Genomic DNA, 20863 nt, shown 5'->3' with positions numbered 1-20863 from the left:
CGCGACCCTGCGGGCGGAGCGCCTCCGTTCGCACCGACTGTCGGCCCCGGCGCGCACCGTGACGGACGCAGCCGCGCACATGCTGGCCGTGCAGAGCCAGGACTTCACGGCGGGACGCTGGGCGCTCGCCTGCCGCACTCGCGGGGAACCGACCCTCGCCGCGGTCGACCGGGCTTTCGACCGCGGTGACCTCGTGCGCGCGTGGACCATGCGCGGCACCCTGCACACCATCCCCGCGCGCGACCTCGGCTGGGTGCTGTCGGTCACGGCGGAGCGGCAGCGCCGACAGGCGGCGGGGCGCCGCCGCGATCTCGGCATCGACGACGCCATGATCAACGCCGTCACGGACTCCGTCGTGCCGAGGCTGCGCGATGGCGGGCTCACGAGATCCGAGATGTTCGAGGTGTTCGCCGGCGTCGGGGTCGACCCCAGCGGGCAGCGCGGCATCCACCTGCTGAGCGAGCTGACCCTGACCGGTCTCCTCTGCCAGGGGCCGGTCGTCGCACGAGACGGCATCTCGCGCGAGCAGCGGTTCGTGCTCGTCGACGGTCACATCCGCGAGCACGCCCGACCGGACGATCCCCTCGCCGAGCTGTTCGTCCGCTACATCACCGGGCACGGACCGGCGACGGTCGCGGATTTCGCGTGGTGGTCCGGGCTCACCCTCGGGCAGTCACGACAGGCTCGGGAGCGCGCGGACGGCCGGATCACCGAGGTCGAAGACGGCGTGTTCTCCGCGACCGAGCGACCGCGGCGCGCGTCGGACACGGCATCCGTCTTCGCGCTCGGCGCGTTCGACGAGTACTACATCTCCTACGCCGACCGCACAGCGGTGTGCGCCCCGGAGCACCTCGCGGCCGTGGGCCCCGGCAAGAACGGCATGGTGCGAGCCACCCTCGTCTCCGACGGGAGGGTGATCGGATGCTGGACGCACGCCGCGGCATCCCTCGGCGCCCCGCCCGAGCTCTTCGACCATCCGGGGCGGGAGCATGTGGACGAGGATGCCGTGCGCGCCGCGCTCGCCCGATTCACGAGGTTCCTGGACTGATTCCCGGAGGGGGAGAGGGGGACCCGTCACTCGCTCGCGTGCCGCCCGAGGAACGAGTACCGGAGCTGCTCGCCGAAGGGGGACCCGTCACTCGCTCGCGTGCCGCCCCAGGAAGCTGTACACCTCGTTGTCGTCCACGCCGGGGAACGCGCCGCGGGGGAGCGGCGAGAACATGTGGGTGTGCACGCGGGCGCTGGGCCACGCCTTGCCGTTCCAGCGCTCGGCCAGGTCGGCCGGAGGGCGCCGGCAGCACGCCTCGTCCGGGCAGCTCGACACGGCGCGGTCGGAGGTCTCACGTCCACGCCACCACCGGGCGTCGTCGAACGGCACGCCGACCGTCACCGAGAACTCGCCGTCGGTCGACGACCCGGTCTGGGTCGAACACCAGAACGTGCCGGACGGCGTGTCGGTGTACTGGTGGTGCTCCGTGGTGCGGTTCTGCTGGGTGAACGCGCTCCGCGCCTGGAACTTGCGGCACACCCGCTGCCCCTCGACCGCGCCGGTCACGTCCATCGGCAGCGGCAGGCCGTCGTTCTCGTACACGCGGGTGATGGCGCCCGTCGCGTCGACCCGCAGGAAGTGCAGCGACATGCCGAGGTGCTGCGTCATGAGGTTCGTCATCCGCATCCCTGCCGCCTCGTGCGTCACACCGAATGCGTCGCGGAAGTCCTCGACCGCGAGGTTGCGGTCCTTCTTGGCCTGCTGCAGGAAGGCCACCGCCGCGGTCTCCGGCATCAGGCACGACGCGGCGAAGTAGTTGATCTCCAGCCGCTGCTGCAGGAAGTCGGCGTAGTCGGTCGGCGGGGTGTGGCCGAGCAGGCGGTGCGCCATCGCCTGCAGCGCCATCGAGCGCAGGCCGTGACCGCCGGGGATCGACGCCGGCGGCAGGTAGATCCGACCGTTCTCGAGATCGGTCACCGACCGGGTCGAGTGGGGGAGGTCGTTCACGTAGATGAGCTCGAAGCCGAGCTTCTCGGCCATGATGCTCACCGTGCGGTGCGTGAGCGCCCCCTGCACGTGCCCGGCCGAGCGGAGCTGCTTCTCCGCGAGCTTGTCGATGTCGCCGAGGTAGTTGTGCTGAGCGCGCATGCGCAGACGCAGCTCGGTGTTGGCGCGCCTGGCCTCCTCGGGAGTCGCGATGGCCTCGCGCTCTCGGCGCTGGAGTTCGCGGTGCAGACCGAGCACCGATTCGATCGTCTCGTCGCTCATGCTTTTGGTCACACGCACCGGCGCGACGCCGAGCTGCCGGAACACCGGACTCTCCTGCGCGCGTTCCAGCTCGATCTCCAGAGCGGCGCGGCGGTTCGGCGGCTCCCCCGAGATGAGGTCGGTCACCTCGGTGCCCGTCGCCTGCGCGAGCGCCTGCAGCAGGGACAGCTTCGGTTCGCGCTTGCCGTTCTCGATGAGGCTCAGCTGCGAGCCGGCGACGCCGACCAGCGCGCCGAGCTCGTCGAGCGTGTAGCCGTTCGCGAGACGGTGGTGGCGGATGCGGTGGCCGAGGGTCGCCAGATGGATGCCGGAGGGTGCCATTCCTTGATCCTAGCGAAAGAAGCGCGATTCTTATCACCTGTTTTGGCGAAAAGTGGCGTTGAACCCCCAAGAAGATGGATGCAACGGCCCCACTTCAAAGGAGAGCAGTCATGGCGATCGCCGAAGTCTTCACCCCTCGTGCAGCATCCGTCGCACCCGTGCGCACGTTCGGTGCGGCGCCGACCTATGACACCCCGGCGATGGCGGAGCTGGCGGCCTGGGTCGACGAGATCGCGGCGCTGACCCAGCCCGACTCGATCCACTGGGTCGACGGCTCCCGCGCTGAGAACGACTGGCTGCTGCGCGGCCTGGTCAGCGAGGGCAAGCTCATCAAGCTCAACCCCGAATGGCGTCCTGGCTCGTACCTCGCCCGCTCGCACCCCAGCGACGTCGCGCGCACCGAGGGGCGCACCTTCATCGCGTCCGAGCGCGAAGAGGACGCGGGCCCCACGAACAACTGGGCCGACCCGTCGCAGATGCGCGAGAAGATGACGGAGATCTTCGAGGGGTCGATGCGCGGCCGCACGATGTTCGTCGTGCCGTTCTCGATGGGCCCGGTCGGCGGACCCCTGTCGCACATCGGCGTCCAGGTCACCGACAGCGCCTACGCCGTCGCATCCATCGGCATCATGACGCGCGTCGGAGACGCCGTCACCCGTCGGATCGCCGACGGCGCTCCCTGGGTCAAGACGGTGCACTCGGTCGGTGCGCCGCTCGCAGCGGGCGAGCCGGACGTCGAGTGGCCGTGCAACGACGACAAGTACATCGTTCACTTCCCCGAGACGCTCGAGGTCTACTCGTTCGGCTCGGGGTACGGCGGCAACGCGATCCTCGCGAAGAAGTGCTTCGCGCTGCGCATCGCGTCGGTCATCGCCCGCGACGAGGGCTGGCTCGCCGAGCACATGCTGCTCATCCGCGTCATCGATCCGAGCGGCACGGCGTACCACGTCGCCGCGGCGTTCCCCTCGGCGTGCGGCAAGACGAACCTCGCGATGCTGCGTCCGACGATCCCCGGTTGGCGCGTGGAGACCCTCGGCGACGACATCGCGTGGATCCGCCCCGGCGAGGACGGACGCCTCTGGGCGATCAACCCCGAGGCCGGCTTCTTCGGCGTCGCGCCGGGCACCGGCGAGTCGACCAATGTCACCGCGGTCGAGACGCTGTGGGGCAACACGATCTTCACGAACGTGGCGCTGCGGCCCGACGGCGACGTCTGGTGGGAGGGGCTGACCGATAACGCGCCGGCCGACCTCATCGACTGGGAGGGCAACCCCTGGACGCCCGACTCCGGACGCCCCGCCGCGCACCCCAACTCCCGCTTCACGGTCTCCGCAGCGCAGTGCCCGCAGATCTCGGAGGACTGGGAGGAAGCCGTTCCGCTCGACGTCATCCTCTTCGGGGGCCGTCGCGCGAGCAACGTGCCGCTCGTGGTCGAGGCCACCGACTGGACCCACGGCGTCTTCCTCGGATCGAACATCTCGTCGGAGCGCACCGCCGCCGCCGAGGGCACCGTCGGCGAGCTGCGCCGCGACCCGTTCGCGATGCTCCCGTTCTGCGGATACAACATGGCCGACTACTTCGGTCACTGGCTCAAGGTCGGTCGCTCGCTGCGCTTCGACCGCGCACCGCGCATCTTCCAGGTGAACTGGTTCCGCCGCGGTGCCGACGGCCGGTTCCTGTGGCCCGGATTCGGCGAAAACTCGCGCGTCGTCGACTGGATCATCCGTCGTATCTCGGGAGACGTCGCCGCCGTCGACAGCCCCATCGGTCGTCTGCCGATCGTGTCGGACCTGAACCTCGACGGGATCGACGTGCCCGAGGCCGACCTCGACGAGCTGTTCTCGGTCGACTCGCAGGCGTGGAAGACCGAGGCCGACCTCACCGAGGAGTTCTACGACACCTTCGGAGACAGGGTGCCCGCCGCGCTGCGCGCCGAGCTCGCCTCGCTGCGCTACCGCCTCGACAAGGCGTGAGAGCCGGGCGCCGGTTCGGGGGAGCCGGCGCCCCACATACCTCCCCCAGGAGGACCCCAGACCCGCGAGGGCGGGAAGTCAGAGACGAACCCATGGCTGAGTGGTCTCCGGCATCCCGCCCTCGCGTTGCACTCGGTCGTTGAGCGACACTTCGACTCGCTCCGCTCGCTCAGTGCGGGTCTCCGCGAGAGGAAACGCGTCGTACCCTGCAGAACCTACGCCAGCAGCTGGTGCCGCGCGAGATCCCGATACAGCGGGGTCGACTCGACGAGCTCGGAGTGCGTGCCCTGCCCGACGACCACGCCGTCCTGCAGGACGACGATGAGGTCGCTGTCGACGACGGTCGAGAGGCGGTGGGCGATCACGATGAGCGTGCGGTCGGTCGACACGGCGTCGATGGCCTCGCGCATGCGCTGCTCGTTGACGCCGTCGAGCGACGACGTCGATTCGTCGAGCAGCAGGATCGGCGCGTCGGTCAGCAGTGCCCTGGCGATCGCGAGCCGCTGACGCTCGCCGCCCGACAGCATCACGCCGTCCTCGCCGACCGGCGCCTGCAGTCCCAGCGGGCTGCGCTCGAGCACGTCGCCGAGGTTCACGGCCCGCAGCACCTGCTCGCACGCGGCATCCGAGGCGTCGGGAGAGGCGAGTCGCAGGTTGTCGGCGAGCGTGCCCGCGAGGGTCGGGGCGTCCTGCTCGACGTAGCCGAACTGGGCGCGCAGCTCGTCGCGCGGGTAGGTGCGCGCATCGTGGCCCTGCACGCGGATGGAGCCGCCGGTGGGGTCGTAGAAGCGCTCGATGAGCGAGAGGATCGTGCTCTTGCCGGCGCCGCTCGGGCCGACGAGCGCGACGCGCGCGCCCTGCGGCACAGCGAAGGAGACGCCGCGAAGGACCTCGCGGTCGGCGTCGTCGGCTGCGTCCGCCGCATCCTCGCTCGGGTCGAGGTGCGCGTCGGCGAGGAGCGTGCGGGCCTCCCTCTCGGCGGCCGCCCGCGCCGCGACGACGTTCTCGGGGTACTGGAACCGCACGTCGCGGAACTCGATCGCGGGCGCGCCGGGGTCGGCCTCGTCGCGCGCCACGGCGGCGGCGATCTCGGCATCCCGCTGCGTCTCCGTCGGGAGATTGAGGATCTCCTGGATGCGTCCGAGCGCGCCCAGCGCCTGGTTCACCGAGGTGATCGCGCCGAACGTCGTCGCGAGGGGCATCACGAGCATGAACAGGAACATGATGAACGTGATGAGCGAGGCGATGGTGATCGTGCCGTCTGCGACGCGGAACCCGCCGACGCCGAGCACGACCAGCAGCGAGACCTGCAGCGCGACTCCGGCGATCGGCACGACCAGCGACGAGATCTTCGCGATCCGCACACCGATCCCGTACGCCTCCGACGCGAGCGTCGAGACCGACTCCGTCTCGCGCTCCGTCGCGCCCGACGCGCGCACGGTGCGGATCGAGCCGACCGCGCGCTCGACACCCGAGGCGAGCTCGCCCACCTTCTCCTGCTGGGCGGTGGACGCCGTGCGGATGCGACCGCTCAACGCGGTGACCACGGCGACCGACGCGCCGATGACGATCACGATGAGCAGCAGCAGGACGGGGTCGATCAGCAGCATCGCGATGAGTGCGCCGAGGAACAGGATCGCGCTGCCGACGGCATCCGCGAGCCCCTGCGTGAGCACGGCGTACAGCAGGGTCGTGTCGGTGCCGACGCGCGAGACGAGGTCGCCCGTGCGGCGGGCGTCGAACTCGCTCACGGGGAGGTGCAGGATGCGGGCGATGAGCTTGCGACGGCTCGAGTACACGACCGCCGTTCCGGTGCGCTGCAGGAGGTAGTGCTGATATCCGGAGATGACCGACGACACGATCACGAAGCCGATCAGGAGCCAGACGAGGATGCCGATGCCTCTTTCGGACTGCACGGCCTCGATGACCTGGCCCACGAGCAGGGGCTGCACGAGCGACGTCGCTGCGCCGAACACGCTGAGGATCGCGACGACGATGAGCGTGCGCTTGTGTTCGAAGAGGAAGGGGAGGAGTTGGCGGAAGGTGGCGCGCGGACCGTCCTGCGATGCGCCCCGTCCGCGTCGGCGTGACGTCGCCGTGCTGGACATGCGTGACCTCGTTCTGAAGGGATACTCCGACCGTACTTCGTGCGTGCCGGGATTCTGTGGGTGAGCTGTGCGTCAGCGGGTGCCGAAGCGCCGGTGGGCGGCCTGCTTGCTGACGCCGAGTGCGCCGGCGATCGCCTGCCAGGAGTAGCCGAGGTTGCGCGCACGGCGCACCTCGGCCTCCTCGGCGCGGGCGATCTCGGTGCGCAGGCCGGCGAGGCGGTGGAGCTCGGCGATCGGCTCGCCGCGGTCCTCGAGCGCGTGTGCGGTCTTCAGGGTCATGGGACACCTCCTGCGTGATGGATATCGTCAATCCTTGTTGACGACGCCGCGCATGTCAACAGAAATTGACGCAGGAGGTCCCACAGCCGATTCGCATAGGGTGTGCGGATGCCGGAGAAGCCGTGGATCCTGTTCGACATCGGCGGAGTGCTCGAGGTCGTCGACGACGACACCTGGCAGGAGCAGTGGTGGGAGCGCGTGCGCGCCGTCAGCGGGCTCGCGCAGGACGAACTGGACGCGCGCATCGATGCCGCGGACTTGCCCCGTATCGACCTCACGGTCGGTACCGAGGGAGCGTTCTGGGCGGGACTCGCCGCGGGGCTCGAACTCGATGACGCGCAGCGTGCGGCGATCCGCGCGGACTTCTGGGACGCGTACTGCGGCACCGGCAACCACGAGCTGATCGAGTACGCGCGCTCGCTGCGCGGCAGGGCGCGGACGGCGATCCTCTCGAACTCGGCCGACGGTGCGCGCGAAGAGGAGGAGCGGCGCTTCGGATTCGCCGCGATCTTTGACCCCATCTGCTACAGCCATGAGCTCGGCGTCGCCAAGCCCGAGCCAGACGCCTACCTCCGCACGCTGGAGGCGCTCGGCGCCGGACCCGACGACGTGCTCTTCATCGACGACCACGAGCTCGCGATCGACGGAGCGGCCGCCGTCGGCATCCGCGGTGTCCTGCACCGGAACAACACCTCGACGATCGCCGCGATCGAACGCTTTCTCGTCGATAGCTGATGTCTGCGCGCGTCACTCGTCGCACGATGGGGCGCCTTGACAGACTGAGCAGATGCTGTCGACACCCCGACCTGTGCCGGGCGACAAGGTCGCCATCCTCTCGCCCGCGTTCGCCGCGCCGGCCGTCGCGCCGGAGTTGCACGCACAGGCCCTCCGCCGGCTCGAAGACCTCACCGGACTCGTGCCGGTCGAGTTCCCGACGACGCGACAGCTCGGAGCGAGTCCCGAGGCGCGTGCCGCCGACGTCAACGCCGCATTCGCGGATCCTGGCATCCGCGCCATCGTCGCGACCATCGGAGGCGATGACCAGATCCTCGTCGTTCCGCATCTCGACGAGACGCTCGCGCTCGCCGATCCGAAACCGTTCCTCGGCTACAGCGACAACACCAACATCCTCAACTGGCTGTGGCGTCTCGGCATCCGCGGATATTACGGAGGGTCCACCGCGGTGCACCTCGGTCCCGGCCCGGCGGTCGACGACGTGCACCTGCGTTCGCTCCGTGCGGCGCTGCTCGAGGGCGGCGACCTCGCGCTCTCCGAGCCGGGCGAGTCCGAGGACGTCGGACGCCGCTGGGTCGATCCCCGGGCGCTGCACGAGTACGGCGAACGCGTGCCGACCGAGGAGTGGGTGTGGGCGGGACCGTCCACACGCGTCGAAGGACGCACGTGGGGCGGCTGTCTCGAAGTCCTCGACCAGCTCGCGTTCGCCGACCGTCTTCCCGCAGTGGAGGAGCTGCGCGACGGCATCCTGCTGCTCGAGACGAGCGAGGAGCGCCCCGCCGCGAGCTGGGTGGGCCGTTGGGTGCGCGGGCTCGGCGAGCGGGGCGTCCTCGATGCGGTCGCCGGTGTCGTCGTGGCGCGCCCGCCAGTGAGCGACTTCGACGTGCACCCCTCTCCCGAGGAGGCGGACGCCCTCCGGGCCGCTCAGCGTGACATCGTGATCGAGACGGTGTCGCGGTACAACCCGAACGCGGTCATCTGCGTCGGCGTGCCGTTCGGGCACACGCGCCCGCAGTGGATCGTGCCCTACGGCGGCATGATGGCTCTCGACGCGCGAGCGCGCACGGTCACCGGCTCCTTTTGACGGGTGGCGGCAGATGCGGAACGGCCGCACCCCGTGCGGGATGCGGCCGTTCTCGGAAACTGCGGGGTCAGAGTTCGACGGCGGCAGCCACCCCGAGATCGGACTCGTAGTCGGTGTCCTTGGTCTCCTTCGACAGGAAGAGCGCGATGAATGTCAGCACGCCCATGACCGAGAGGTACAGTCCCACGAGCCAGGGCGCGCCGTCGCCGAGCTCCCACAGCCACACGGCGATGAGCGGTGCGACCGCAGCGCCGAGGATCGACGACACGTTGTACGAGATCGCGGACCCCGTGTAGCGGACGTTCGTCGGGAACAGCTCGGGCAGCAGCGCGCCCATCGGACCGAAAGTCGCACCCATGAGCATGAACCCGAACACGAGGAAGGCCTGCGCCAGGGCGCCGGTGAACTTGGGGTCCATCGCCGGCAGCAGGAACGCGTTGAACGTGAGGCCGAACACGATGATGAGCCCCGTGACCCACAGGAGCAGCTTGCGGCGTCCGATGGAATCGGCGATCGGACCCGACAGCAGGGTGAAGATGCCGAAGAACACGACGCCGACGATCTGCATGAGCACGAAGTCGGTGTAGCCGAAGCCCAGACCGGGGTAGAACTGCGCGGCGAACGCGGAGGCGTCGAAGTCCTTCCCGGCGGCTTCGGCGGCCGCCTGAGCGGCGGCGGACGCGGTCTCGAGAGAGGCCGGCTTGGTGCCGTACGCGAGCGTGAAGTTCGTCATCAGGTAGAACAGCACGTACGTGGCCAGCATGATGAAGGTGCCGAGGATCAGCGCCTTCCAGTGGTGGCGGAACACGGTCGCGAGCGGCAGCTTGCGGATCGCGCCGACCTTCTCGGCCTTCTTGAACGTGTCGGACTCGACGAGCTTGAGACGCACCCACAGGCCGATGATGACCATGACGGCCGAGAACAGGAACGGGATCCGCCAGCCCCACGACAGGAACGCCTCGGACTTCAGCGCCGGGTTCTCGGCGTGCGGGAGCAGCCAGTTGATCGCCAGGAAGAGGAAGTTCGCGATGATGAAGCCGAGTGGAGCGCCCAGCTGCGGGAAGGTGCCGTACCAGGCGCGCTTGCCCGCGGGGGCGTTCTCGGTGGCGACGAGCGCGGCGCCCGACCACTCGCCGCCCAGAGCGAAGCCCTGGAACAGACGCAGGATGAGGAGCAGCAGAGCCGCCCACCAGCCGATCTGCTGGAACGTGGGGAGCAGGCCGATCACGAAGGTCGCGATGCCCATGGTGAGCAGCGACGCCACGAGCGTGGCCTTGCGGCCGAACCGGTCACCGAAATGCCCGAACACGACGGCGCCGATCGGGCGGGCGACCATCGCAGCGCCGAACACGGCGAACGACGACAGGAGCGACGTGGTGTCGTTGCCCGTCGGGAAGAAGAGGACGGGGAAGACGAGCACGGCAGCGGTGGCGTACGCGTAGAAGTCGTAGAACTCGATCGTGGTGCCGACGAGACTGGCGGTGATGACCCGCGAGCGCGGATTCGCGGGGGCGGTGGACGTACTCATGCTGCTCCTTAGATCCGTACGCCGGTATACCAGCGCACCGGCCGATCCTACGCCTTCCTGAGAGTTCGCTGGGCGCGGATGACGGTTCGCGAGGCCATCCGTCTGCGTAGAGTCGGGAGGACACCCCGCGGAAGGATGCCGATGACCACCCGGATGCTGCTGCTCGCCGACACGCACGTGCCCAAGCGCGCGCGGCGTCTGCCCGACCTCGTGCTGCGGGCGATCGACGACGCCGACGTCGTCGCGCACGCCGGCGACTGGGTCGACCTCGCGACCCTCGACCTGATCGAGGCGCGGTCGCGCGAATTCCACGGCGTGTACGGGAACAACGACGGCACCGAACTGCGCGAGCGACTCCCCGAGATCGCCGAGTTCGAGGTCGAGGACGTGCGCGTCGCGATGATCCATGAGACCGGTCAGGCCGCGCGCCGCGAACAGCGCATGGACGAGGCGTTCCCCGGCATCGACCTGCTGATCTTCGGCCACTCCCACATCCCGTGGGACACCGTCTCGCCAGCCGGGATGCGGCTGCTCAATCCCGGCTCGCCCACCGACCGTCGCCGTCAGCCGGTGTGCACCATGATGACCGTCACGATCGACGGTGCGGCGATCGACGCGAGTCTGGTGCCGGTCGCATGAGTGAGGAGATGCTCGTGTACCGCGCGCCCATGCGATCGCGCGACGACTCCGTGCCGGACGGGGCGGGGCCGGAGCGCGCGCTGACCCTCGGCCTCTGCGGCATCGGTGGGAGACTGCATCCGGCGCCCCGTTCTCTGGAGGATGCGCTCGCGAAGGCGGATGCACAGTCCGGCATCCGCCTCGCCTGGCGCATCGAGAGGTTCGCGAAGGCGCCGATCGGCTCCTTCGTCTGGACGAGGGACGTCGACGGGCTGACCTACCTCGGCCGCCTCGACGGGCCCTGGGCGTACGACACCGACGACGAGGCCGATGCCGTCGACCTCGTGCACGTCCGCGCGTGCGACTGGCTCGCGGAGCCCATCGCCGACGCGGTGGTGCCGGCGGACGTGAAGGCGACGTTCGGCCGAGGCGGTCGCAACTGGCAGCGGATCCGCGCCGCGAGCGTCAGCGCCCCGACGCAGGCGATCTGGGACGCCGCCGCGGGTCGTTGAGCGGACCCCTCACGCGGGTCGTTGAGCGGACCCCTCACGCGGGTCGTTGAGCGAGCGCAGCGAGACGAAACGCGCTGACGATCCCCGGAGGCCTCAGCGCCAGATCACGGCGATGGCCGCGTTCGCCGCGGTCAGGATGCCGACGAGCCAGAACATCGCGGCGGGGACGCCGGCGCCGCGTTTCTGCCGAGCCGTCCCGATGCCGAGCAGTGCCCCTATCACGAGCAGTATCACGAGCTTGACCCCGATCTTGACGTAGTTCAAGTCGTACTCGATGCCCCACGGCGCGGCCAGGGCGAGACCGGCGACGGCGGCGATCGTCATGCCGATGCTCATGAGGCGCGTGAACTCGCGCTTGCCGCCGAATGCCTGCACCGCCCATGCTCCGAAGAGAACGGCGAAGCCGATCAGGTGGACGAAGAGAACGATGTGGCGCAGGGTCTCCATGCCCTCACGCTAGTGATCGCTGCCGATATCCCGCCAGCAAGGTCCGCCTCACCTCAGCCGCGGAGCTCCTTGACCACGAGCGCCGTGCGCAGCGCGGCATCCGCCGCCTCCGCACCCTTGTCTTCGTGCGAGCCTTCGAGGCCCGCGCGGTCGAGGCCCTGCTTCTCGTCGTCGAGCGTCAGCACGCCGAAGCCGACCGGCTTGCCCGCATCGAGGGAGACCCGGGTGAGGCCGTCGGTCGTGGCCGCCGACACGTACTCGAAGTGCGGGGTGCCGCCGCGGATGATCACGCCGAGCGCCACCACCGCGTCCGCTCCGCCGGCGAACGCGGCCTGCGCTGCGACGGCGAGCTCGAACGATCCCGGAACGCGCACCACGCGGTAAGAGGCGCCGGATCCGTCGAGCACGCGCTGCGCGCCGGCGATGAGCCCGTTCGTGATGACCTCATGCCACGTGCCGGCGATCACGACGACGTCGAGGCCCGATCCGTCGATCTTCTCCGTGCGGGGTGCTGCTCCTGCGCCGCTCATGCGTCGTCCTTCTTTCCGTCGGCGAGAGCCTGTGCGAGCTCCGCCTCTCCGATGATGTGACCCATGCGGTCACGCTTGGTCTCGAGGTACTGGTGGTTGTTCGGCCCGACGCCGACGATCAGCGGAACCTGCTCGACGACGTCGAGGCCGAGGCTGCGCAGCTGGTTCACCTTGTCGGTGTTGTTGGTCAGCAGGCGCACCTTCGACACTCCGAGGTCCGACAGGATGCCGGCTGCCGCGGCGTAGTCGCGGGCGTCAGCGGGCAGGCCGAGCGCGAGGTTGGCGTCGACCGTGTCGAGTCCCTCCTCCTGCAGGCTGTAGGCGCGCAGCTTGTTGATGAGTCCGATGCCGCGCCCCTCGTGGCCGCGCATGTAGATCACCACCCCGCCGTCCTGCTCGATCGCGTCGAGCGCCGCGTCCAGCTGGGGTCCGCACTCGCACTTCAGTGATCCGAACGCCTCGCCGGTCAGGCACTCCGAGTGCACGCGCACGAGCGCGGTCTCGCCGACCTCCCCCGAGACGACGGCGATGTGATCGGTGCCGGTGACGCGGTCCTTGTAGGCGAGGAAGCGGAACACTCCGTGCGTGGTGGGCACGGTCGCGTCGGCGCGGAGGCTCACCCGACGACTCCCGACGCCGGGGGCGGCGCCGGCGGGATCCGTCTCGTTCAGGTGGGCGATGAGCTGCTCGATCGTGATGACGGGCACGCCGTCGCGCTCGCCCAGCTCCAGCAGACCGGGAAGGCGCATCATGCTGCCGTCCTCGGCCACGACCTCGGCGATCGCGCCGACGGGGTGCAGGCCCGCGAGCTTCATGAGCTCGACCGCGGCCTCGGTGTGGCCGTTGCGTTCGCGCACGCCGCCGTCGACCGCGCGCAGCGGGAGCACGTGACCGGGGCGGATGATGCTCGTGGCCGTCGACTCGGGGTTCGCCAGCACGGTGAGCGTGTGCGCGCGATCGTGGGCGCTGATGCCGGTGGTCACGCCCTCGGCGGCATCCACGCTGACCGTGTACGCGGTCGAGCGGGCGTCCTCGCTCGCGGCCACCATGGGCGGCAGGTTCAGCGAGTCGGCGAGGTCGGCCGGCATCGGGGCGCAGATGAAGCCCGACGACCAGCGCACGGTCCAGGCGACCCATTCCGGGGTCGCGAGCTGCGCCGACAGCACGACGTCGCCCTCGTTCTCGCGGTTCTCGTCGTCGGCGACGAGGACGGGACGCCCCGCGCGCAGCGCGTCCAGCGCCTCGGGGATGGTGGACAGGCTCATCGCGAGCCTCCTTCCGCTGCGGCCCGGAACGCGAGCAGGCGCTCGACGTGCCGGGCGAGGATGTCGGTCTCGAGGTTGACGCGGTCGCCGACCGCGCGCGTGCCGAGGGTGGTGGCGGCGAGCGTCTCCGGGATGAGGGACACCTCGAACCAGGCCTCGACGGCATCGGGCGCGCTGACCGCGCTGACGGTGAGCGATGTGCCGTCGACCGAGATCGATCCCTTGTCGACGACGAGGGGAGCGAGGTCGGCGGGGAGCGAGATGCGCAGGACGCTCCACTCCTGGCCGGGGCGGACGTCGATCACGGCGCCGGTGCCGTCGACATGACCCTGGACGATGTGGCCGCCGAGGCGGGCCCCGACCGGCATGGCCTTCTCGATGTTGACGCGCGTGCCGACGGATGCCGTGCCCAGCGCCGCGACGTCGAGGGTCTGCTTCATGACATCGGCGTCGAAGGACTCGGGCGTCGACCCGACGACGGTGAGGCACACGCCGGAGACCGCGATGGACTCGCCGTGCACGGCATCCGCCGCTGCCTTCGGGGCGCGGACGGTGAGCCGCCACCCGTCGCCGGAGGGCTCGATGGCGGTGATCTCGCCGATCTCCTCGATGATTCCCGTGAACATCAGCGTGCTCCTTCGTGCGAGATGTCTGGTCCGTGTGCAGTCTGACGCCCGTGTGGCGCCGGTTCGCCGCCGACGGCAGGGCGGGCGATCGCGAGCAGGTCGGCGCCGAGCGGCAACCACTCGTCGACGGTCAGGCGACGCGCCTCGCCGATCGAGGCGACGCCGATGTCGATGAGCGCGAGCCGGTCGCCGCCGAGCAGCACCGGCGCGACGTAGGCGAGCACGCGGTCGGCGAGGCCCGCGGCCACGAACGCGCTGGCCAGGGTGGGGCCGCCCTCGACGAACACGCTCTGGACGCCGCGCGCCTGCAGATCGGCGAGCACGGCATGCAGATCGTGCGTGTCGTAGGCGAGGGGAGTGTGCGGATGCCGGCGGACGGCCGCATCGGCGGGTACCGGACGCGACCCGATCACGACCGGGATGGGCTGCGTCGGGTACAGGTCGTCGCCGTCGCGAGCGGTCAACGACGGGTCGTCGGCGAGCAGAGTCCCGGTGCCGACGACGATGGCGTCGGCCCCGGCGCGACGTCGGTGCACGTCGGCGCGTGCCTCCGGGCCGGTGATCCACTGACTGGATCCATCGGATGCCGCGGCGCGGCCGTCGAGGCTCTGCGCCCACTTCACGGTGACGTGCGGGCGTCCGAGCCGCTGGGCGGTGAGCCAGCCGTCGATGATCCGGTGCGCGGCGTCGAGCTGCTCGCCGGAGTCGACGCTCACGCCCGCCGCCCGTAGCCGTTCGGCTCCGCCGCCCGAGACGGCCCCGGGGTCGTCGAGCGCGTAGACCACCCTGGCGACGCCGGCCTCGATCAGCGCGACAGCGCACGGGCCCGTGCGACCCGTGTGGTTGCAGGGCTCGAGAGTGACGACGGCCGTCGCGCCGGCGCCAGCGCCCGGCGCGAGCTTCGACAGCGCGTCGACCTCGGCGTGCGGCGTGCCGGCTCCTCGATGCCAGCCCTCGGCGAGCACGTCGCCGTCGGGGGAGAGGATCACGGCACCCACCTGCGGGTTCACTCCGCGCGGGCCCAGGGTCGCGAGCTCGAGCGCGCGGGTCATCGCCCGGCGTTCCGCCTCGTTCACTGCCATCCGTGTTCCTCTCTGGACTCAGGGGTCGCAGGGAGGAAAGAGCGGAACGCGCATGCGGCGGCCCACCGTGCTGCCTCCCTTCCGGACTAGCGAGGCGGGGCCTCGCATCACCGTCGGTTCCGGATTTCCACCGGATCGGCACCTCGACGAATCGAGACGCTCGCGGACTGTCACCGCCGGTTCGGATTCCCACCGACCCCGGAGCACGTTGATGTTCTGAGTGTACAAGCCGCGTGACCGCCGGGTTCATTCCCCGTAACACGACGAGAAGCAGACTCGGGTCACTTAAGCAGACGCGAGAGGCGGCGGTCGGCGAGGATCTTGCCGCCGGTCTGGCACGTCGGGCAGTACTCGAGGGAGCGATCGGCGAAGAACACGCTCCGCACGGTGTCCCCGCAGACGGGGCAGGTCTCACCGCGACGGGCGTGCACCTGCATCCCTCGTCGCTTCGCATCCTTGAGGTCGGCTGGAGGCTTGCCCGACGCCTGCGCCACGGCATCCGTCAACGTCGACTGCATCGCCGCGTAGAGGCGATCGACCTCGTCGTCGGTGAGCTTGTCAGCGATCGCATACGGTGACATCTTCGCCGCGTGCAGGATCTCGTCGGAGTAGGCGTTGCCGATCCCGGCGATCACGCCCTGGTCGCGGAGGAGACCCTTGATCTGCATCCGTCGCCCGGTGAGCACGTCGCCGAAGACCTCACGGGTGAAGTCGGCATCGAGGGGGTCGGGCCCCAGCCGTTCGATGCCCGGGACCTGGTCGGGGTCGCGCACGACGTAGACGGCGAGCGACTTCTTCGTGCCCGCCTCGGTGAGGTCGAACCCGCTGTCGTCGTCGAACGCCACCCGCAGGGCGATCGGCGACTTGCCCGGCTTGAGGAGGGTGGCGGGCAGCAGCTCGTACCAGCGCAGCCACCCGGCCTTCGCGAGGTGGAAGACCAGATGCAGGTCGTCGCCCGCCGACAGCACGATGAATTTGCCCCGCCGCGTCGCCGCGGTGATCTCGGCACCGTGCAGCGCCGTGTTCGGCGGATCGTAGGTCTTGAGCGCGGCGATCGCCCCGACGCTCGTTCGCGTGATCGTGCGCCCCACCACGCGGTCGGCGAGGAAGGTCGTCAGGCCCTGTACTTCCGGCATCTCCGGCATGCGCCCATCCTGCCACCCGCCTCCGACACCGGGCCAGGGGAGGGGCTCAGTCCAGCACGCGCCAGGCCATCGGGGTGCGGTCGTCGGTGGCGAGCAACCCCGCGGACCAGCCGTCGTCGCGACCGCGCCTGCTCGTGAGCGCCTGCCGGGCGAGCCCCTCGTAGCGGAAGCCCAGCGCGCGGGCGGCCCGCGCCGACGGCACGTTGCCGACGACCGCGCGCCAGACGATGCGTGCGAGGCCGAGCTCGCCGAACCCGAAGTCGATGACCGCCCTCGCCGCCTCGACGATGTAGCCGTTGCCGCGTGCGGATGCCGTGACCCAGAACCCGAGCTCGGCGTCGCCGCCGCCGACCGCATCGGTGATGTGGTGAAGGCCGATAGACGCGACGAGCTCGCCGTCTCGGTACGCCGCCCAGACGGTCTGGCTGCCGTCGGCCCACCACTCGCCGATGAGACGGACGAAGTCCTCCGCGTCCGTGCGCGAGTACGGGCTCGGCACAGTCGTCCAGCGCGGGATCTCCGGATCCTGGCACGCTTCGGCGATGGCGTCGACGTCGGAGGCGCCGGGCGCGTGCAGCACGAGCCGCTCGGTGGTGAGGGTGACCGGTTCCATCCCGAAAGCCTACTGATCGCCGAGCGGCCCCCTTGCTCCCGAGCGGCCCCTTTAGAGGCGGTCTCAAAGGGGGTGGGTCGCACGCAAAGGGGTGGTTCGGCGAAGGCGAGCGCGTCGGCGAAGGCGAGGGTTCGCGCCGCAGTGTCGGACGCCGCGGCTAGGCTTGTCAGGTGACTGTTCCGGGGATTCTGCGCGCCTTGGAAGAGGCGTCTCTGTATCGTGACGCCCTCCGCTGGGCGCAGACCGACGCCGACCTCGGACTGGTCGACGGGCTCGACGCGCCCGCGCTCGCCGGGCTGCTCGACAAGCGCCGTGCCGCGGGGCAGCCGGCGTCGCTGCTCGCCGTCGTCCCGACGGGGCGCCGCGCCGAATCGCTGTCGCAGGCTGTCGCCGCCTACCTGCCCGAGGCCGAGGTCGTCACCTTCCCCGCGTGGGAGACGCTGCCGCATGAGCGGCTCAGCCCCAGCCCCGACACGGTCGGCCAGCGATTGCAGACCCTGCGCCGCATCGCCGAGTGGTCGGGGGAGCGCCCGCTCGTCGTCGTGGCGTCAGTGCGTGCGGCCCTGCAGCCCATCGCCGGCAACCTCGGCGACATCGTGCCGCTCGAGCTCTCCGTCGGCACCCGCGGGTACGAGCTCGACCACGTCGCCGAGCAGCTCGTCGAGCGCGCCTACTCCCGGGTCGACATGGTGTCGCGCCGCGGCGAGTTCGCGGTGCGCGGCGGCATCCTCGACGTCTTCCCGCCGACCTCCGAGCACCCGTTCCGCGTCGAGTTCTTCGGCGACGAGGTCGACCAGATCCGTGCGTTCTCGGTCGCCGACCAGCGTTCCCTCCCCGGCGACGTCGCCCTCGTCGACCTCCCGCCGAGCCGCGAGCTGCTGCTCACGCAGGACGTGCGCGACCGTGCGCGTGCTCTCATCGGCGGCTTCCCCGCGATCGCCGGGATGCTCGAGAAGATGGCGGAGGGCATCCCCGTCGAGGGGATGGAGTCGCTGCTGCCCGCCGTGGCCGGACCGCTGAAGTCGCTCGTCGAGTACCTGCCCGAGGGCACCGCCACCGCGGTCGTCGATCCCGAGCGCTCCAGCGCCCGCGCCATCACACTCGGCGAGACCAATCGCGAGTTCCTCGACGCCGCCTGGAGCGCCGCGACCTCCGGCGCCTCCGCGCCCATCGACCTCGGAGCCGGCGACTTCCTCACGATCGCGCGGCTCCGCGAGGTCGTGCGCGAGCGCGGCGGCGTCTGGTGGCGCCTCAGTCCCTTCGCGATGGGGGGAGAGGATGCCGAGACGATCGATGCGGCGGTCATCCCGTCATTCCACGGCAACGTCGACGGCGCGATCTCGTTCGTCGAGGCGAAGGTGTCGGACGGCTGGCGCGTCGTCGTGATCGCGACCGGTCCCGGTCTCGTCGACCGGGCGCGCGACGTGCTGTCCGACCGGGGCATCGCCGCCCGGGTCGTTGAGCAGCTGACCGAGCTTCCCGACACCGGGGTCGCCACGCTCGTGACGGGATCCGTGGAGTCCGGGTTCCAGATCGCCGACGCCAAGCTCGCCGTCCTCACCGACAACGAGTTCTACGGACGCACGATCGGCGGCGACCAGCGCGTCGTGAAGAAGCTCGCCTCGCGGCGCAAGAACGTCGTCGACCCTCTGCAGCTCAAGCAGGGCGACTTCGTCGTGCACAACACGCACGGCATCGGCCGCTTCGTCGAGATGACCAAGCGCGAGGTGTCGACGGGCGGACGCAACGCGACCAAGTCGACGCGCGACTACCTCGTGCTCGAATACGCGCCGTCGAAGCGCGGCTACCCGGGCGACAAGCTGTTCGTGCCGACGGACCAGCTCGACCTGCTGTCGAAGTACGTGGGCGGCGAGGCGCCGACCCTGTCGAAGATGGGCGGCAGCGACTGGGCGCAGGCGAAGGGCAAGGCGCGCAAGGCCGTGCGCGACATCGCCGTCGAGCTCGTCAAGCTCTACTCGGCACGCATGAGCGCGAAGGGCCACGCCTTCGGGCCCGACACCCCGTGGCAGCGTGAGCTCGAAGAGGCGTTCCCCTTCGCCGAGACGCACGACCAGCTGCAGACCATCGACGAGATCAAGGCCGACATGGAGCGGCCCATCCCCATGGACCGCCTGCTGTCGGGCGACGTCGGCTTCGGCAAGACCGAGGTCGCCGTACGAGCGGCGTTCAAGGCGATCCAGGACGGCAAGCAGGTCGCGATGCTCGTGCCGACCACCCTGCTCGTCAAGCAGCACCTCGAGACGTTCACGGAGCGGTTCGCGGGCTTCCCGGTCAAGGTGCGGCCGCTGTCGCGCTTCCAGACCGACAAGGAGGCGCGGCTGACGCTCGAGGGGCTGCTCGACGGCACGGTCGACATGGTCATCGGCACGCACCGCATCCTCACCGACCAGGTGATGTTCAAGGACCTGGGCCTCATGATCATCGACGAGGAGCAGCGGTTCGGTGTCGAGCACAAGGACGCGCTCAAGAAGATGAAGACGAATGTCGACATCCTCGCGATGAGCGCCACCCCGATCCCGCGCACCCTCGAGATGGCCGTCACGGGCATCCGCGAGATGTCGACCCTCGCGACGCCGCCGGAGGACCGGCATCCGATCCTCTCGTTCGTCGGCCCCCGCAGCGACAAGCAGATCGCCGCCGCCATCCGTCGCGAGATCCTGCGTGAGGGTCAGGTGTTCTTCGTGCACAACCGCGTGCAGTCGATCCAGCGGGTCGCCGCGCAGCTCGCGGAGCTCGTGCCGGAGGCTCGCATCGCCGTCGCTCACGGGCAGATGGGCGAGCACCAGCTCGAGCAGGTCGTCGACGACTTCTGGGAGCGCAAGTTCGACGTGCTCGTGTCGACGACGATCATCGAGACCGGCCTCGACATCTCCAACGCGAACACGATCATCATCGACCGTGCCGACAAGTACGGCCTGAGCCAGTTGCACCAGCTCCGCGGACGCGTGGGCCGCGGACGTGAGCGCGCCTACGCGTACTTCCTCTACGACGACATGAAGCCGCTCTCCGAGACGGCGGCCGATCGGCTGCAGACCATCGCCGTGAACAACGATCTCGGTTCGGGCATGCAGGTCGCCCTGAAGGACCTCGAGCTGCGCGGAGCGGGCAACATGCTCGGCGCCGAGCAGGCCGGGCACATCGCCGGCGTCGGATTCGACCTCTACCTGCGGATGATCGGCGAGGCCGTCGCGACGTTCCGCGGCGACGAGGTCGAGAGCGGGCAGGAGCTGCGGCTGGAACTGCCGCTCGACGCCCGCATCCCGGAGCACTACATCGACAGCGAGCGCCTGCGGCTTGAGGCGTACCAGAAGCTCTCCGCCGCCTCTGCCGCGACCGCCAAGGACGACGCGATCGACCTCGTGATCGACGAGCTCACCGACCGCTACGGCACGCCTCCCGAGGAGGTCGAGGGTCTGATCGCCGTCGCCCGGCTGCGGCGCCGCGCCGCACGAGCCGGTCTCGCCGACGTCGTGGTCATGGGGTCGAACCTGCGCATCGCGCCGGCACGCCTCGAGGACTCGATCAAGGTGCGTCTGCAGCGGCTCTACCCCAAGGCCAAGCTCGTGGCGGGCGGCGAGGCGCTGGTCGTGCCGATGCCGACCGTGCCGGCCGCGGTCGGCGTGGGCCTCGAGCCCCTGCCCGACGCGGAACTGCTCGAGTGGGTCGGCCAGCTGTTCACGGCGATCTTCCCGGAGCCCGTCAAGGCCGAGTGAGGATGC

Annotated in this window: 18 protein-coding genes; 7 read left to right on the top strand and 11 right to left on the bottom strand. The window is 70.2% G+C overall.

All coding sequences use genetic code 11. From position 1 onward, the window contains the following. Positions 1-1048, top strand: a 1048-nt coding sequence (locus RAC69_RS08225) for a winged helix DNA-binding domain-containing protein (protein ID WP_375086390.1), incomplete at its 5' end; no start/stop codon positions are given. Positions 1049-1135: 87 nt separating this feature from the next. Here the strand turns inward: RAC69_RS08225 and RAC69_RS08220 are convergent. After that, positions 1136-2578 carry a helix-turn-helix domain-containing protein gene (locus RAC69_RS08220; RefSeq protein ID WP_375086389.1) on the bottom strand — a complete coding sequence of 481 codons (1443 nt, stop codon included), beginning with the start codon at positions 2576-2578 and terminating at the stop codon, positions 1136-1138. 110 nt (positions 2579-2688) lie between these two features. On the opposite strand from RAC69_RS08220, the gene RAC69_RS08215 reads away from it, so the two are divergent. Further along, a complete protein-coding gene (locus RAC69_RS08215; protein ID WP_375086388.1) occupies positions 2689-4551 on the top strand; it encodes a phosphoenolpyruvate carboxykinase (GTP) in 1863 nt (620 codons plus the stop codon). Between the two features lie 215 nt (positions 4552-4766). On the opposite strand, the gene RAC69_RS08210 is transcribed toward RAC69_RS08215, so the two are convergent. Both RAC69_RS08210 and RAC69_RS08205 read right to left on the bottom strand, forming a co-directional pair. Then, positions 4767-6659 carry an ABC transporter ATP-binding protein gene (locus tag RAC69_RS08210; protein ID WP_375086387.1) on the bottom strand — a complete coding sequence of 631 codons (1893 nt, stop codon included), beginning with the start codon at positions 6657-6659 and terminating at the stop codon, positions 4767-4769. A gap of 72 nt (positions 6660-6731) precedes the next feature. Beyond that, positions 6732-6938, bottom strand: coding sequence for an AsnC family protein (locus RAC69_RS08205; protein ID WP_375086386.1), 207 nt, complete (start codon positions 6936-6938; stop codon positions 6732-6734). Positions 6939-7046: 108 nt separating this feature from the next. On the opposite strand from RAC69_RS08205, the gene RAC69_RS08200 reads away from it, so the two are divergent. After that, entirely contained in the window at positions 7047-7673 is a 627-nt protein-coding gene (locus tag RAC69_RS08200) for an HAD family hydrolase (protein WP_375086385.1), read from the top strand. 52 nt (positions 7674-7725) lie between these two features. Further along, positions 7726-8757: a S66 peptidase family protein gene (locus RAC69_RS08195; protein WP_375086384.1), complete on the top strand. Its 1032-nt coding sequence runs from the start codon at positions 7726-7728 to the stop codon at positions 8755-8757. Positions 8758-8824: 67 nt separating this feature from the next. Here RAC69_RS08195 and RAC69_RS08190 read toward each other — a convergent pair whose 3' ends face one another. Beyond that, positions 8825-10285 carry an MFS transporter gene (locus tag RAC69_RS08190; protein ID WP_341935105.1) on the bottom strand — a complete coding sequence of 487 codons (1461 nt, stop codon included), beginning with the start codon at positions 10283-10285 and terminating at the stop codon, positions 8825-8827. Positions 10286-10426: 141 nt separating this feature from the next. Between RAC69_RS08190 and RAC69_RS08185 the strand changes: the two genes are divergently transcribed. Together RAC69_RS08185 and RAC69_RS08180 are read left to right on the top strand one after the other, a co-directional pair. Beyond that, entirely contained in the window at positions 10427-10924 is a 498-nt protein-coding gene (locus RAC69_RS08185) for a metallophosphoesterase family protein (RefSeq protein ID WP_375086383.1), read from the top strand. Further along, entirely contained in the window at positions 10921-11415 is a 495-nt protein-coding gene (locus RAC69_RS08180; RefSeq protein WP_375086382.1) for a GAF domain-containing protein, read from the top strand. The genes RAC69_RS08185 and RAC69_RS08180 overlap by 4 nt, the downstream gene beginning before the upstream one ends. A 93-nt stretch (positions 11416-11508) precedes the next feature. Here RAC69_RS08180 and RAC69_RS08175 read toward each other — a convergent pair whose 3' ends face one another. From RAC69_RS08175 to RAC69_RS08145, 7 genes are all read right to left on the bottom strand, one after another. Then, a complete protein-coding gene (locus RAC69_RS08175; protein ID WP_375086381.1) occupies positions 11509-11862 on the bottom strand; it encodes a Fe-S protein in 354 nt (117 codons plus the stop codon). Positions 11863-11915: 53 nt separating this feature from the next. Then, positions 11916-12392: a 6,7-dimethyl-8-ribityllumazine synthase gene (gene ribH / locus RAC69_RS08170; protein ID WP_375086380.1), complete on the bottom strand. Its 477-nt coding sequence runs from the start codon at positions 12390-12392 to the stop codon at positions 11916-11918. Then, a complete protein-coding gene (gene ribA, locus RAC69_RS08165; RefSeq protein WP_375086379.1) occupies positions 12389-13657 on the bottom strand; it encodes a GTP cyclohydrolase II in 1269 nt (422 codons plus the stop codon). Before ribA ends, ribH begins: the two co-directional genes overlap by 4 nt. Next, positions 13654-14283, bottom strand: a complete 630-nt coding sequence (locus RAC69_RS08160) for a riboflavin synthase (RefSeq protein ID WP_341935099.1) — start codon at positions 14281-14283, stop codon at positions 13654-13656. Before RAC69_RS08160 ends, ribA begins: the two co-directional genes overlap by 4 nt. Then, the gene (gene ribD / locus RAC69_RS08155; RefSeq protein ID WP_375086378.1) at positions 14283-15365 is read right to left on the bottom strand and encodes a bifunctional diaminohydroxyphosphoribosylaminopyrimidine deaminase/5-amino-6-(5-phosphoribosylamino)uracil reductase RibD; all 1083 of its coding nucleotides are present in this window, start codon (positions 15363-15365) and stop codon (positions 14283-14285) included. Before ribD ends, RAC69_RS08160 begins: the two co-directional genes overlap by 1 nt. A 281-nt stretch (positions 15366-15646) precedes the next feature. Continuing rightward, entirely contained in the window at positions 15647-16510 is an 864-nt protein-coding gene (locus RAC69_RS08150; RefSeq protein WP_375086377.1) for an Fpg/Nei family DNA glycosylase, read from the bottom strand. 46 nt (positions 16511-16556) lie between these two features. Further along, the gene (locus tag RAC69_RS08145; protein WP_375086376.1) at positions 16557-17123 is read right to left on the bottom strand and encodes a GNAT family N-acetyltransferase; all 567 of its coding nucleotides are present in this window, start codon (positions 17121-17123) and stop codon (positions 16557-16559) included. A gap of 170 nt (positions 17124-17293) precedes the next feature. Between RAC69_RS08145 and mfd the strand changes: the two genes are divergently transcribed. Beyond that, positions 17294-20857 carry a transcription-repair coupling factor gene (gene mfd / locus RAC69_RS08140; protein WP_375086375.1) on the top strand — a complete coding sequence of 1188 codons (3564 nt, stop codon included), beginning with the start codon at positions 17294-17296 and terminating at the stop codon, positions 20855-20857. Positions 20858-20863 lie beyond the last annotated feature (6 nt).

The sequence above is a fragment of the Microbacterium sp. LS_15 genome, from assembly GCF_041954735.1.
Classification (GTDB): domain Bacteria; phylum Actinomycetota; class Actinomycetes; order Actinomycetales; family Microbacteriaceae; genus Microbacterium.
This window is presented reverse-complemented; position numbering and strand designations above follow the sequence as displayed.